The 14507-nt window shown below is 44.5% G+C and carries 10 protein-coding genes and 1 pseudogene; 6 read left to right on the top strand and 5 right to left on the bottom strand.

The genetic code is table 11. From position 1 onward, the window contains the following. Nucleotides 1-111: 111 nt before the first annotated feature. Together L5M37_RS01545 and motY are read right to left on the bottom strand one after the other, a co-directional pair. A pseudogene (locus L5M37_RS01545) lies at nucleotides 112-2295 on the bottom strand (prolyl oligopeptidase family serine peptidase). A 760-nt stretch (nucleotides 2296-3055) separates the two neighbouring features. After that, nucleotides 3056-3925: a flagellar protein MotY gene (gene motY, locus L5M37_RS01550; protein ID WP_263199126.1), complete on the bottom strand. Its 870-nt coding sequence runs from the start codon at nucleotides 3923-3925 to the stop codon at nucleotides 3056-3058. A gap of 141 nt (nucleotides 3926-4066) precedes the next feature. Here motY and rnt point away from each other — a divergent pair, with 141 nt between their 5' ends. Further along, complete coding sequence (gene rnt / locus L5M37_RS01555; RefSeq protein WP_105252848.1) at nucleotides 4067-4738, top strand: ribonuclease T; 672 nt, start codon at nucleotides 4067-4069, stop codon at nucleotides 4736-4738. A 101-nt stretch (nucleotides 4739-4839) separates the two neighbouring features. Here the strand turns inward: rnt and L5M37_RS01560 are convergent, their stop codons facing one another. Continuing rightward, nucleotides 4840-5445, bottom strand: coding sequence for a peroxiredoxin C (locus tag L5M37_RS01560; RefSeq protein ID WP_006081247.1), 606 nt, complete (start codon nucleotides 5443-5445; stop codon nucleotides 4840-4842). A 385-nt stretch (nucleotides 5446-5830) separates the two neighbouring features. Here L5M37_RS01560 and L5M37_RS01565 point away from each other — a divergent pair, with 385 nt between their 5' ends. Then, nucleotides 5831-7150, top strand: a complete 1320-nt coding sequence (locus L5M37_RS01565; RefSeq protein WP_173496537.1) for a Na+/H+ antiporter family protein — start codon at nucleotides 5831-5833, stop codon at nucleotides 7148-7150. Between the two features lie 163 nt (nucleotides 7151-7313). Here L5M37_RS01565 and L5M37_RS01570 read toward each other — a convergent pair whose 3' ends face one another. Further along, nucleotides 7314-8720, bottom strand: coding sequence for a GGDEF domain-containing protein (locus L5M37_RS01570; RefSeq protein WP_263199127.1), 1407 nt, complete (start codon nucleotides 8718-8720; stop codon nucleotides 7314-7316). A 253-nt stretch (nucleotides 8721-8973) separates the two neighbouring features. Beyond that, the gene (gene upp, locus L5M37_RS01575) at nucleotides 8974-9600 is read right to left on the bottom strand and encodes a uracil phosphoribosyltransferase (protein WP_011789711.1); all 627 of its coding nucleotides are present in this window, start codon (nucleotides 9598-9600) and stop codon (nucleotides 8974-8976) included. A gap of 330 nt (nucleotides 9601-9930) precedes the next feature. Between upp and purM the strand changes: the two genes are divergently transcribed. From purM to L5M37_RS01595, 4 genes are all read left to right on the top strand, one after another. After that, complete coding sequence (purM, locus tag L5M37_RS01580; protein WP_006081244.1) at nucleotides 9931-10968, top strand: phosphoribosylformylglycinamidine cyclo-ligase; 1038 nt, start codon at nucleotides 9931-9933, stop codon at nucleotides 10966-10968. Further along, nucleotides 10968-11612 carry a phosphoribosylglycinamide formyltransferase gene (gene purN / locus L5M37_RS01585; RefSeq protein ID WP_006087455.1) on the top strand — a complete coding sequence of 215 codons (645 nt, stop codon included), beginning with the start codon at nucleotides 10968-10970 and terminating at the stop codon, nucleotides 11610-11612. The genes purM and purN overlap by 1 nt, the downstream gene beginning before the upstream one ends. A 158-nt stretch (nucleotides 11613-11770) precedes the next feature. Beyond that, nucleotides 11771-12517, top strand: a complete 747-nt coding sequence (locus L5M37_RS01590; protein WP_028760358.1) for an HAD-IIA family hydrolase — start codon at nucleotides 11771-11773, stop codon at nucleotides 12515-12517. 241 nt (nucleotides 12518-12758) lie between these two features. Continuing rightward, a complete protein-coding gene (locus L5M37_RS01595; protein ID WP_263199130.1) occupies nucleotides 12759-14435 on the top strand; it encodes a M28 family metallopeptidase in 1677 nt (558 codons plus the stop codon). Nucleotides 14436-14507 lie beyond the last annotated feature (72 nt).

Below are 14507 nucleotides of genomic sequence, written 5' to 3' on the forward strand. Positions count from 1 at the left end.
TTGTGAATGACCCGATGAAGATATAGATAGGAATAGCGCGGGTTTCAGATGAATAGGGGCAATTGTAAAAGAGAATGGGGTCAAACGACCCCATTTTATTAACATAGTTAGTTATTTTGCGATAGCTTGTGGCAAGGTTAAGCCAAAACTCTGCCACAAGAAACTGTAGATGTCGGCAAATTCGTCGATCTTCATCGCCGTGGGCTTACCCGCTCCATGACCAGCATTTGACTCGATACGCATAATGACAGGTTTATTGCCCTGCTGTTTCTCCTGCAGCATAGCCGCAAACTTGAAACTGTGTAATGGCACAACACGATCATCATGATCCGCAGTCATTACCATAGTCGCAGGATAAGCTTGCGCTTTTACATTGTGATAGGGCGAATAAGCCAATAGCGCAGGGAATTGCTCTGCTTTATCGGCACTGCCGTATTCACTCGTCCAAGCCTAACCAATAGTGAACTTGTGAAAACGCAGCATATCCAAGACGCCCACCGCAGGTAATACGGCAGCAAAAAGTTCAGGACGTTGAGTCACAGCAGCGCCCATCAACAGACCACCATTACTGCGGCCATAGGCACCGAGTTTAGAGCTGTTGGTGTATTTTTCGCTTACCAGATATTCCGCAGCAGCAAAATAGTCATCAAACACATTTTGCTTTTTGTCGAACATCCCCGCTTGATGCCAGCTTTCGCCATACTCAGCGCCGCCACGTAAACTCGGCACAGCATAAATGCCACCCATGTCTAACCAAGCGATATTGGCAGGGCTAAAACGTGGTGTCATCGAAATGGCAAAACCACCATAGGCATAAAGTAATGTCGGATTTTGACCGTTTTTCACTAAGCCCTTTTTATAGGAAAGCATCATAGGCACACGCGTACCGTCTTTGCTGCTATAGAAAACCTGCTCAGAAACATAGTCATCGGGATTAAACGAGACTTTGGGTTTAGCAATGACAGTTGAACCACCAGTTTTAAAATCAAACTTATAGGTGGTTTCAGGCTGAATATAACTATTAAACACATAATAGAAATAATCTTTGCTGGCTTTACCAAAAGGCCCTGCCACATTGCCAAGACCAGGCAATGCCACATCTTGACGCTTCTGACCACCCATACTGTAAATCGATAATTGACCTAACACATCATGTAAATAACTCACCACTAAATGGTCATTAATAATGGCGACATTATTAATCGGATCTTTAGACTCAGGAATAATCGTTTGCCATTGCGATTTATCACTATTGCGGGTGTCAATCGCAATCACTTTACCATTAGGCGCCTCTAAGTCGGTTTTGAAATAAAACACTGAACCATCATTACCGAGAAACTCATATTCAGCTTCTAATTTGAGGATCAATTCCACCACTTGGGATTTAGGCTCAAATAACGATTTATAGAAGAAACGATTACGCTTATCCGTACCTTGAGAAATCGACAGTAATAAGTATTCACCTTTCTCAGAGACATCAATGCCAAAGCCCCAATCTTTATTCTGTGGACGCTCATAAATCAATAGATCTTGATGTTGGTCTGTGCCTAATTTGTGGTAATACACTTTTTGGTTAAAATTAACGTCAGCTAAGACATCCCCCCCTGCTGGGGCATCATAACGGGCGTAGAACACACCTTGATTTTCTTTATCCCACACTGCGCTAGAAAATTTAATCCATTTCAGTTCATCGGCCAGTTTCTTACCGGTTGCGATATCAACGAACTGCCATTGCTGCCAATCTGAGCCAGAATTTGAAACACCATAAGCTAAAATTTTACCGTCATTACTCACAGCAACGCCGGATAAGGCAACAGTACCATCCGCAGACAGTTTATTTGGGTCAAGAACAGGCTTTTCAACACCATCTAAACCTTTAACATACAAAACCGATTGCGCCTGTAGGCCATCATTGCGGTAGTAAAATTGATTGTCGCCGTTTTCAAACGGAGCAGAGACTTTTTCGTAATTCCAAAGTTCTGTAATACGTTCGACCACAGCTTGTTTATTGGGGATCTTAGCGAGGTAGGCTTGACCAAAGTCTTGTTGTTCTTTTACCCACTCTTCAGTTTCAGGCGTATTGGCCTCCAGATGACGATAAGGGTCGGGCACTGCGACACCATGAATGGTTTCGACGAGGTCATCTTTTTCAGTAACAGGGTAAACGAGTTTAGTTGCGCTTGCCTGCTCAGTCGAATTTTGCTCAGGTGCATTGCCACTTTGGCAGGCACCGAGTGCCATCCCCAATGTGGCCACTAACAAACCTTGCTTTGCAAGGCGAAATCTTAATGCCATCGTGTTGTCGTCCTTCTTATGGTTTCGGGCTTAAGGCCTTTTCAGCAAGTACTATACAAGCAAAAAAAATCATGGCAATGGCGTAACTTAATATGAAGTTTTTTAAGCTGTATCGTGAATTTAACAAAATAGCAGCAAGGATAAGCTTATTGAAGTGTATTATTATGCATTAATAGTGAGTTATAAGTTATTAATCAAGGTAAATAGTGACTTAAGTGATATAAATCACCTTTGTAGCCATTAGAATTACTAATGTTTATGGGCAATTTTTCTCGTTTGTTTTACAACAGGTTTCCCAATAGAATGTGCTTGTTTTCAGGAGATAACTGCTTGCAGATATCGAAAACAAAGAACTTTTAAACTGGTGTGTTCCCAACACTTCAGTTTCTTTTCTGGTTCTTATGCTTGACTTCCTTCCTTCAATTTGTTGATTGCAAATGCATTATTTTTGCGGCCCGCTTAGTTTAAGCGGGCTTTTTTTTAGCATTTCAAACACAATCCTGATTATTGCAACGGCCAAGTTTTATACTTCATCTATATTACTCGTACTTATCCCACTCTCGCTTTCTGCAGTACTTGTTGAGGTGGATATGTCATATCTACAAATTAAAAAATCTCATTATTTTTACCCATACGCGCAAATTGAGCGAATCATTCGATTAAAGTGGCATACTGCCTGAACTCTCCTTCTTTTAAAAACGACAATGCCAAGTCATAAACTTGGCATTGGAAAACACTTAAAACCTAGGTAAAACAAACACTACAAAGGTTTACTGATCCGTATAACAACACGACGGTTACGCGCCCTTTCATCCATTTCATCATTGGAAGCCACGTGACGACGCTCACCATGCCCAAATGTGACAATACGATCTTGAGGAATACCACTGGCAACAAAGAACTCTTTTACAGACGCAGCTCGTGTATCCGACACTTTCTGGTTTACTGAACGGCCGCCATAGCTGTCGGTATACGCATCCACCAGCACTAACTCTACCAAGGGATCATAGGCTAAATATTCTTGCACCCGAGACAGTTGTTGCTGGGAGAAACGAGTTAAATCGGTTCCGCCTTCATCGTAATTTAATACAGTAAAAGCGATATCTTCAAAGCTATAGGGCAATAAATGCGCTAGACAAGCTTTAAACTCAGTATATTTACGGCCAAAATTAGCTGAAGACAAACCCACAGCTATCTTATTCGACTCGTTATACCAATCAGCATAGTAAAACGTTGGTTCCATACCGCGACTCAACTCTGCCAACATAGACCAAGCTGCGCGCTTAGGCACTTCACCGTTAAAGTACTTTTGATAATGTAATGAAGTGATCTCTTTCGATACCACACCAGGACGCCACTGCGGCGCGCGGCTAATTAATTTCGCCTGCGTCACTTGATCAGGTTTTACCCACATATCTAAGGTAAAAGTCATATTCTGCTGTTTACCCGCTTCACTGGTAAAAATTGCTTTACCGTAAGAAGGAATATCATGCTCAAGGCGACAGACGATGGGAGTATTTTCACTCACTCGCCACTGGGAATCACTTAAAGAGGCGACATAATGGCGCAACTCTGCCATTGCAGTTGCTGGAACGCATAAAATTGATACTAATATCAGTTTTCGCCACATAGCCTTTACTCATGTTTAATCGGTTACATGGCTTTATCGGCAAACTATTTAGTTCCTTTAGCTCATAAAACCACCAATCAAGCATGACACACCCCAACACATTTAGCATAATAGCGCCCTGTGAATTTTCTTGAGTACTTTATGAGTGACATTTGCGACGCGAACAAATTGAAATACCGATTTCGAGGCTACTTTCCCGTAGTCATTGATGTCGAAACTGCGGGCTTCAACTCTCAAACCGATGCGTTGCTAGAAATTGCCGTCACCCTACTAAAAATGGACAATGAAGGTGTGATAGGAATCGATAAAACCCTACACTTCCACATTGAGCCCTTTGAAGGCGCAAATTTAGAACCCGAAGCGTTAGCATTCAACGGTATTGATCCCACTAATCCGTTACGGGGAGCGGTGAGCGAGAAAGAAGCCTTTTTAGAAATCTTTAAAGCCGTGAAGAAAGCCCAAAAAGCCTCCGACTGCCATCGCAGTATCATAGTGGCGCACAATGCGGCATTCGATCATGGTTTTGTGAGTAAGGCGATAGAACGTTGCGACTTAAAACGCTCGCCGTTTCATCCTTTTGCCACCTTTGACACAGCTACGCTTGCAGGACTCGCCATTGGTCATACCGTACTTGCCAAGGCATGCATTATGGCGGGTATTCCCTTCGATAATAAAGAAGCCCATTCGGCGCTATATGATACCGAACGTACCGCGGAGCTTTTTTGTCACATAGTGAATCGTTGGAAATCATTAGGTGGCTGGCCGTTACTGGCCGTGGATGCGCAGGATGCAGAAAGCGGTACTGTGGAATAAATTGAACAGTTAACAATAGATCTTCAGCAATGAAAAAACAAAAAAGCTGCCATTGGCAGCTTTTTTCATTTAACAGGCGACTGTGATTAGAAAAGTACTAATTACAGTGAGCTTGCGTTTTCAGACAGGTAAGCAGCAACACCTTCAGTGCTTGCATTCATACCTTTATCGCCTTTTTCCCAGCCAGCAGGACAAACATCACCGTGCTCTTCATGGAATTGCAGTGCATCGATCATACGTAGCATTTCATCAACGTTACGGCCTAATGGCAGATCGTTAACAACTTGGTGACGAACCATGCCTTCTTTGTCGATCAAGAATGAACCACGGAAAGCCACACCCGCTTCTGGATGCTCAACATCGTATGCTTTACAGATTTCATGTTTAACGTCAGCCACTAGCGTGTATTTAACTTGGCCAATACCGCCTTTTTCAACTGGGGTGTTACGCCATGCATTGTGGGTAAACTGAGAATCGATAGACACACCAATCACTTCTACGCCACGCTTAGTGAACTCTTCCATACGGTGATCAAAAGCGATCAACTCTGATGGGCAAACGAAAGTGAAGTCAAGTGGATAGAAGAATACGACGGCTGGTTTGCCTTTGATGGCTGCAGTCAAGTTAAAGCTATCAACGATTTCGCCAGAACCTAATACAGCTGCAGCAGTAAAATCAGGAGCCTGACGGCCTACTAATACGCTCATTTTATATCTCCATCTATGAGTTGAACTAAGTGTAAGGCAAGATGCCTTCTAGCCAGTATGTTCTCAACCTAGGTCAAGTTAAATCCTTACTGATTAAAAGGTGTTCTTACCAATCAAATCCTTAGGCATTATAAGTCGTGTGCTGTGCCTTACAACCTATTTAAGACCAATATCACATTTTTCAAGGGTATTTCCGTTTTGCCTGACTAAGGATAGAGCAATCTGCGTATCCAGTGTGCGGAGCAATCCACATTCGGCTAACAGACAAAACCCAGCATGATCACATTTTCAGATATTTTTCAGATAAGCCCTCGGCAAACTGGACATCCACTGCCTTTGCAGTCGAAAATAGCTCCTTTGGCTTAAAGAATTAAGAAAATTGATAATGAATGCAGTCGTAATTGCAGTGTGCTTAATGTTAGCACTCAGTTTAGCTAGGGTGAATGTGGTTATTGCCCTGACCGTGAGCGCCCTCGTGGCGGGATTGGTAGGCGGAATGGATCTGCACCAAACTATAGATGCCTTTAATACAGGCTTAGGTGGCGGCGCACAAATTGCGCTCAGTTATGCATTATTAGGTGCTTTCGCTGTCGCACTATCGCATTCAGGCTTAACGACGCTGATTTCTAGAAGCATCATTAGTAGCCTTGGACAAGATCCTAATCCCACAAACACTAACTGGGTACGCTGGTTACTGCTGTTATCGCTACTCGTTATGTCGATGGCTTCACAGAATATTTTACCGATCCATATCGCCTTCATTCCGATTTTAGTGCCACCACTCTTACATGTGATGACCAAACTGAACATCGACCGCCGCCTTGTGGCTTGTGTTCTAACCTTCGGCCTAGTCACCACCTATATGATTTTACCGATTGGTTTTGGTGGCATTTTCTTAAATGATATTCTGCTTTCCAACTTAACCAGCAATGGCTTAGCCGCTGCTCGCGAGCAAATTCCGCCAGCCATGTTAATTCCAGCGGCGGGTATGGTCGTAGGGTTACTCACAGCAGTATTCATCAGTTACCGTAAACCTCGGACTTACGACGAGGCAAAAGTGTTGGTCGCTGAACCTGAAGAAAATCTCAACAAACGCAATATCATCATTGCTGCACTGGCGATATTAGCCACTCTCGTCGTACAACTTGAAACTGACTCTATGATTTTTGGTGCCTTAGTCGGCTTCATGATTTTCAGTTTTTCGGGTGCCTTGAAGCATGTCGCCGACCAAGATATCTTCAACCAAGGTGTGCGAATGATGGCCAATATCGGCTTTATCATGATTTCAGCAGCTGGCTTTGCCGCTGTAGTGAAAGAAACCGGTGAAGTGGGTACGCTTGTGGCCTCGCTTAGCGACATCATTGGGGATAATAAAGCCCTCGCAGCCTTCTTGATGTTACTGGTTGGTCTACTGATCACTATGGGAATTGGGTCGTCTTTCTCCACCATTCCAATTATCGCGACGATATATGTACCATTGGCATTAAGTTTTGGTTTTTCAGTAGCGGCCACAATCGCGTTAGTTGGCACTGCCGCCGCGCTGGGTGATGCGGGCTCGCCAGCATCAGATTCCACCTTAGGTCCCACTGCAGGTTTGAATGCCGATGGTCAACACGATCACATTCGTGACAGCGTGATCCCAACATTTATCCACTACAATATTCCACTATTAGTGTTTGGTTGGATTGCAGCCATGGTGTTGTAAGTGTTATCGCAGATGTTTATATTACCGTATTAGGAAGTAACAACAGCGCGGCATTCTCCGCGCTGTTTTTTATCTCGGTATTCACTTTATTGCGGGCAGCAGGTTAACTCACTGATTCACTCGATAACTCACGTAATAATGAACGTAATAATTAACGTGATAATTAAGATGTCGGGTCAAGTTTGCGACTCCCTTGCTTATTCTTTTTATCCTCATATAACGCTTTATCCGCCGCTTGTAGCACTGCCTCAAAGGAAGCATAATCTTGCGAATCAGCTACACCGCAGGAGACTGTCAGCACATTTAAAAACTGCCGCTCTGCGACCGCCTGACGTAAATGTTCAGCCAACAATAAGGCCCGTTCAAAAGTACAATTAGCCAAGATGACGACAAACTCATCACCGCCGGTTCTGATTAACAAATCATTTTCTCGAAATACACTGCGCATCGCATCAACAATTTGCATGATCGCCATATCCCCGAGTTTATGCCCATAGGTATCATTAATGGTTTTGATTTTGTCGCCATCCACACAAATCACCGCGTAATGCCCCTTAGTTGCGACATCAAACAGTGTGGTCTCATAGACTTTCTTATTATAGGTTCGAGTAAAAGCATCCAATAACATCGCTTCACTAAACCGTTGACGCTCAGTACGAAGTTTCCTAAAACGATTGATATTAATTTGAACGAAGAAGATCACGATAGATAACAAAAACCACAGGGGCAAATTCCACACAATGAAACGAAATATACTGATTTTATATGTCAGTGAAGTCATGTTATCTAAATGATTTGTCATCGAATAAAACAAGAACTCCGGCGTCAGTTCAGCCCAAAGGCTATCTGTCGTGATCACCAACTCAGTACCATAATCCGTTTTCTGCAATTCAACATGTTTATTACGCATAAAAACCGACGTCATTAGAGCCGTGTCGGCAATAACATCACCGATGAAATGATTAGGATCATTAGATGATGAAATCGGTGATGCCATCGATAAAATGACTTTTCCACTGACTTCATCTTGATAAGGAATGGATAATACGATTCCATCGGCTAAGGACTCTGGGGTCGCGTCTTTCGCGCAATAGTGCAGACTCTGACAAAACTCATTCGTTGAAGTACGGTCTTTAATCAGCCGCGCTTTTACGTCCTCAGGAATTGGGGTGGCAAAATACATGGCATCACTGCGATAAAGTCCCACATACAGGAATATATCTTCGGCATTGGTCTTTTTACTGGAATAGAGATAATCAAAGTAGCGTAAGACTTGTTCTTCTTCTGCGGAAAGCACTCCCCCTTGCGGCAGCATTAATCTGGAAGGGTCAAGTTGAAAAAGCGCTAAAGAGGATTTATTGAAATCAATAATATCGTGCAGAGATAAGCTTTTACCGAGCAGTTCAATATAACTCGGTGTAAGTTGCTCATTTTTTACAAAAGACACAAAGGATTTATGCTCTCTATCGATTTTAATCGGTAATAGAATAAGTAGGAGTACGACAAACAAGAGGGTCGCAAATTCAAATGATCGACGCAATAATAACCAGTTGAGAGCCGAATTTCCCATAATTCCTCTTAATCCCTGTTCTACCGACAATGTACCTTGCACAAAACGTAAAGTGCGATCAATAAAATTGCAAAATAAGCCAATAAAAACAACTTCAATAGATAATTATTATTTACCTTGTCCTAAACTTTAGCAGCTTAAGATAAAGTTGTTATTATTGTGTTGAACAAAAACAAAAAGGGAGCCTAGGCTCCCTTACTGACCACATCCGCTCAATTGAGCATCAGCAACTCTAATTATTTAGCAACTTTGTCTATTTAGTACCAAAGATTTTATCGCCCGCATCACCAAGACCTGGCAGGATATAACCTTTCTCGTTTAAGCATCTATCGATAGCGGCAGTATATAATTCGATATCCGGATGCGCCGCTTCTAAGGCTTTAATGCCTTCAGGCGCAGCCACTAGCACTAAGGCCTTTATTGAAGTACAACCGCGCTTTTTCAATAAATCAACGGTCGCAATCATAGAACCACCTGTCGCCAACATAGGGTCGACAACTAAGGCGATACGCTCGTTCATGTCGCTGGCCAGCTTCTCAAAATAAGGCACAGGCTCAAGAGTCTCTTCGTCACGGTAAATACCGACAACTGAGATACGCGCACTTGGAATGTGCTCGAGTACGCCGTCCATCATCCCCAAACCCGCACGTAAAATTGGCACGACAGTGACTTTTTTACCTTTGATTTGATCGACTTCAACCGGACCGTTCCAGCCTTCAATCGTCACCGTTTCAGTTTCGAAATCTGCGGTAGCTTCATAGGTTAATAAACTACCCACTTCGGCGGCTAGTTCACGGAAACGTTTAGTGCTAATGTCACCTTCGCGCATTAAACCGATTTTGTGACGCACTAAAGGATGTTTAACCTCGACAACTTTCATTTTTCTCTCCTGCTTATTTTTCGGCGTATTATTTTAGGCAAATTTTTCAGATTCTAGTTGATTTGTTTACTAGGTAAAACAGAAAGTTTTGCCATTCGGTCTAATCGTGAGCTATCTCGCAAGAATAATCCCCAATCGTCTAAGTTACCTACTGTGATTTACTATTTTGTGACCAAACTCAAGACCTCTAAAAATAGAATATCTCGCATTCAGACCAAAAAAACTCCGCCGAGGGGCATAAATCCAAATCATGACTTTCGACCCCTAGCACAAGCTGGTAGAATACCGCCGCATAAAATCCAATAACGATGTACCCGAGAGGATCCCTCCGTGAGCACACCTACCCCACTGAGCTATAAAGATGCCGGCGTTGATATTGATGCAGGTAATGCACTGGTAAGTAACATTAAAGCAGCCGTTAAACGTACCCGTCGTCCAGAAGTTATGGGCAACTTAGGTGGTTTTGGCGCCCTGTGTGAAATCCCCACTAAATACAAACAACCGGTTTTAGTGTCTGGCACCGACGGTGTTGGGACTAAATTACGTTTAGCTATCGACTATAAAAAACATGACACTGTCGGCATAGACTTAGTCGCCATGTGTGTGAACGATCTGATCGTTCAAGGCGCTGAGCCACTGTTTTTCCTCGATTACTATGCGACAGGCAAGCTGGATGTTGAAACCGCGACGTCTGTTGTCAACGGTATCGGCGAAGGTTGTTTCCAATCTGGTTGTGCGTTAATCGGCGGTGAAACCGCTGAAATGCCAGGCATGTACGAAGGTGAAGATTACGACCTAGCAGGTTTCTGCGTGGGCGTAGTTGAAAAAGCCGACATCATTGACGGTAGCAAAGTGGCAGCGGGTGATGCGCTTATCGCATTAGCCTCGAGCGGCCCTCATTCAAATGGTTACTCTTTAGTACGTAAAGTATTAGAAGTGAGCCAAGCAGACCCTCAACAAGATCTCAATGGCAAACCGCTAATTGAACATCTACTTGAGCCAACTAAAATTTACGTGAAATCATTGCTGAAACTGATCGCAGCATCAGATGTACATGCAATGGCACACATTACTGGCGGCGGCTTCTGGGAAAACATCCCGCGCGTACTGCCAGATAATTTAAAAGCGGTTATCCAAGGCGATTCATGGCAATGGCCTGCTGTTTTCAGTTGGTTAATGGAAAATGGCAACATTGCAGAATATGAAATGTATCGCACCTTCAACTGTGGCGTCGGCATGTTAGTCGCGCTGCCAGCCGATAAAGTGGATGCAGCACTTGCATTACTGGCTGCAGAAGGCGAACAAGCTTGGCTGATCGGTGCTATCGCAGATCGTGAAGGTAATGAAGAGCAAGTGGAGATCCTGTAATGCCCCAGAGCTGTCGTGTAGTTGTATTAATTTCCGGAAATGGCAGTAACCTGCAAGCGATTATCGACGGTTGCGACGATAATCTGCAGGCCGAAGTTGTCGGAGTCATCAGTAATAAACCCGATGCCTATGGCCTAGTGCGCGCCCATCATGGCGAAATTGATACCAGCTGCGTGATAGCTCACCAAGGTGAATCTCGCTCTGAATACGATGCGCGTTTAATGACAGTGATTGAACAGTACCAACCCGATTTAATCGTGTTGGCAGGATTTATGCGGATCTTAACCGATGATTTCGTGAATCATTACCTAGGTCGCATGATCAATATCCATCCTTCACTGTTACCGAAATACACTGGCTTAAACACCCATCAACGTGCCATTGACGCTAACGACAGCGAACATGGTGCCAGCGTGCATTTTGTCACGCCAGAGCTGGATGCAGGCCCGGTGATTTTACAGGCCAAAGTGCCTGTTTATGAAGAAGATACCGCTGATATGCTCGCCGCCCGCGTGCATGAGCAAGAACATGCTATTTATCCACTCGTGGTGAAATGGTTTAGTCAGCAACGTCTTAACATGCAAAATGGCCAAGCCTATCTCGATGGCAACCTTATCGGCCCAAGCGGTTACGCGCCCGATTAGTTCCACTTGACAGTAAGTTGTACCAATCAAAAAAATAGAGACCTTCGGGTCTCTATTTTTTTAACTATTTTCAACAAAAGCATTGTTTTCTGAGGCAATGTGGCATTAGATAACTTAACGAAAAGTGATTTTTGATCGGCATGACAAGAGACTATTAGATGAAAAATATTATCTGCGATATCGATGGTGTACTACTGCACGACAATAAACTGATCCCCGGCAGCGACAAATTTATCCAGCGCATTTTAGAGCAAGGCAATCCGTTAGTGATATTGACTAACTATCCCGTACAAACGGGTAAGGATCTGCAAAACCGTTTAAGTGCCGCCGGTATTGATATTCCTGAAGAATGCTTTTACACCTCTGCCATGGCCACCGCCGACTTTTTAAAACACCAAGAAGGCAGCAAGGCCTATGTCATTGGCGAAGGCGCCCTCACCCACGAACTCTACAAAGCAGGCTTTACCATTACCGATATTAACCCCGATTTTGTGATTGTCGGTGAAACCCGCTCCTACAACTGGGAAATGATCCATAAAGCGGCAGGCTTCATCGCACGCGGCGCGCGCTTTATTGCCACTAACCCCGATACTCACGGTCCAGCCTACAGCCCTGCTTGTGGCGCACTCTGCTCACCCATCGAACGTATTACCGGTAAGAAACCTTTCTACGTGGGCAAACCGAGCGCTTGGATTATTCGCTCTGCACTTAATCATATCGATGGGCACTCGGAAGACACTGTCATCATAGGCGACAATATGCGTACCGATATTTTGGCGGGCTTCCAAGCTGGGCTTGAAACCATTCTGGTCACCAGTGGTGTGAGTAAGCTTGAAGATATTGACAAAGAACCCTTCCGCCCGAACCATGTGTTTGCCTGCGCGGGCGACATCGATGTTGTTTAAACAATTATCTAAACCTTTGTCTAACCCTGCGTAGCCAGTCATTCTACAAGTCATTCCAACATTACCCATGCAATACGCCTTACCCAAAGGCGTATTGCATAGGGTAAAGCAACATTAAGTAACACATTCACCTGCCGCTCAGCCTTGTGGCTCACAGCGGCTTGCTTCATGATAAGTCTCGCTTCTGATTGATTAACAGAAATCTAAAATACCTTAATTAAAACAACAGTAGGATTAACCTATGCGACGTCTGTATCCCCTCTGTGCGTTGGCCATGCTCAGTGCCTGTAGTCCTAATGTACCAGAGCCTGATGGCAACAGCACTTTAGCTGAACTCAAACCAGTGCAGTTTAATGAAGCGCGCTTTAGAAATGATATTAAAGCCCTGTCATCCGATGAATTTGAAGGTCGTGCGCCCACCACTCACGGTGAAAAACTCACCTTGGATTATTTGACCAAAGCCTTTACAGAGATGGGACTCAAGGGCGCGTACCAAGGCAGCTTTTTACAACCTGTGCCTATGGTGAGCTATACCGCAGATGAAGCGCAGCAAGTCACAATGGCAGGATTACCCTTTAAATACCGAAAAGATCTAGTGCTCAGCAGTCGCCACGATAACGGTGGTATTAGTATTGAGAACGCACCATTAGTCTTCGTCGGCTATGGAGTGAACGCACCCGAATATGGTTGGAATGATTACCAAGATCTCGACATGAAAGGCAAAATCGCGGTGATCTTAGTGAACGATCCCGGCTTTGCTCGCCCTGACTCGGGGAAATTCAACGGCAAAGCCATGACCTATTACGGCCGTTGGAGCTACAAATTTGAAGAGGCCAGTCGTCAAGGCGCACTCGGCGCACTGATTATCCATGATACCGAGCCCGCCTCTTACCCTTGGTCCGTGATAGAAAATAGTTGGACTGGACCACAGCAAGATCTGGTCCTCAGTAAAGCAGAACAAGATAGCCGTATCCAAGTCGAAGGCTGGCTTACATTGGACGCGGCTACGCAACTGTTCGATAAAGCCGGTTTATCACTGCCTAATTTAATGGCGCGCGCCGCCGACAGCTCAATCAATTTACCCCTTGAACAAACGGCCAACATCGCCTTTAAAAATAAAGCCGAATACGCGAATAGCTACAATGTGGTCGCCACACTCCCCGGCAGCACACAAGCCGACGAGCAAATCTTGTTTACCGCCCATTGGGATCACATAGGTAAAGACGAGACGAAAACAGGCGATAAAATTTATAACGGCGCCATGGATAATGCCTCAGGCACTGCCGGCATTCTCGAAATCGCCAGACAATTAGCCGACAATGCCAAACAAGGCCATGGTTTAGCGCGCTCGGTCACCTTTATTGCCACCACAGGTGAAGAACAGGGCTTACTCGGTTCACGCTATTACGCCGCCAATCCACTTTATCCTATCGACAAAACCGTGGCAGTGTTAAACCTCGACAGCACTAATATCTATGGCAAAACCAATGACTTTACCATCGTCGGCAAAGGTAAATCTGAGTTAGAAACTTATCTTATCGATGCGGCGAAACAACAAAACCGCATCGCCATGGGTGAGAAAAATCCCGCTTCGGGCGGTTTCTTCCGTTCAGATCATTTCAGCTTTGCCAAACTGGGCGTGCCAGCGGTATTTGCCGGCGGCGGTAGCAACCCCGTTGATGAAGCCACGGCTGCTTATAAAACCCAGATGCAAGCTACAATGAAAGGCTGTTATCACAATGTCTGCGATGAATATCGTGAAGATTGGGATTTAAGCGGCGCGCTGCAAGACTTGCAAATCTACTACCAAGTCACGCGCACATTGGGCAACAGCCAAGATTGGCCGGGATACTATCAAGGCACAGAATTCAATAGCCTGCGCCCAGCCAAAACAACACTGGTAACGGACGCAAAATAACAAGCGAAGTCTTTGGCTTCTTGTGAGAGACAGTTGGGTTAGTCGTCTCTTATTGACGCCTGCTAGTAGAAC

Source organism: Shewanella sp. SM69 (assembly GCF_025653985.1).
In the GTDB taxonomy this organism is placed as follows: domain Bacteria; phylum Pseudomonadota; class Gammaproteobacteria; order Enterobacterales; family Shewanellaceae; genus Shewanella; species Shewanella oncorhynchi.

Bases quoted from the DNA above. Each gene is read 5' to 3' on its own strand.
- upp (WP_011789711.1), bottom strand. From the start codon at position 9,600: ATGAAAGTTGTCGAGGTTAAACATCCTTTAGTGCGTCACAAAATCGGT.
- rnt (WP_105252848.1), top strand. From the start codon at position 4,067: ATGAGTGACATTTGCGACGCGAACAAATTGAAATACCGATTTCGAGGC.
- motY (WP_263199126.1), bottom strand. From the start codon at position 3,925: ATGTGGCGAAAACTGATATTAGTATCAATTTTATGCGTTCCAGCAACT.
- L5M37_RS01590 (WP_028760358.1), top strand. From the start codon at position 11,771: ATGAAAAATATTATCTGCGATATCGATGGTGTACTACTGCACGACAAT.
- L5M37_RS01565 (WP_173496537.1), top strand. From the start codon at position 5,831: ATGAATGCAGTCGTAATTGCAGTGTGCTTAATGTTAGCACTCAGTTTA.
- purN (WP_006087455.1), top strand. From the start codon at position 10,968: ATGCCCCAGAGCTGTCGTGTAGTTGTATTAATTTCCGGAAATGGCAGT.
- L5M37_RS01560 (WP_006081247.1), bottom strand. From the start codon at position 5,445: ATGAGCGTATTAGTAGGCCGTCAGGCTCCTGATTTTACTGCTGCAGCT.
- L5M37_RS01570 (WP_263199127.1), bottom strand. From the start codon at position 8,720: ATGGGAAATTCGGCTCTCAACTGGTTATTATTGCGTCGATCATTTGAA.
- L5M37_RS01595 (WP_263199130.1), top strand. From the start codon at position 12,759: ATGCGACGTCTGTATCCCCTCTGTGCGTTGGCCATGCTCAGTGCCTGT.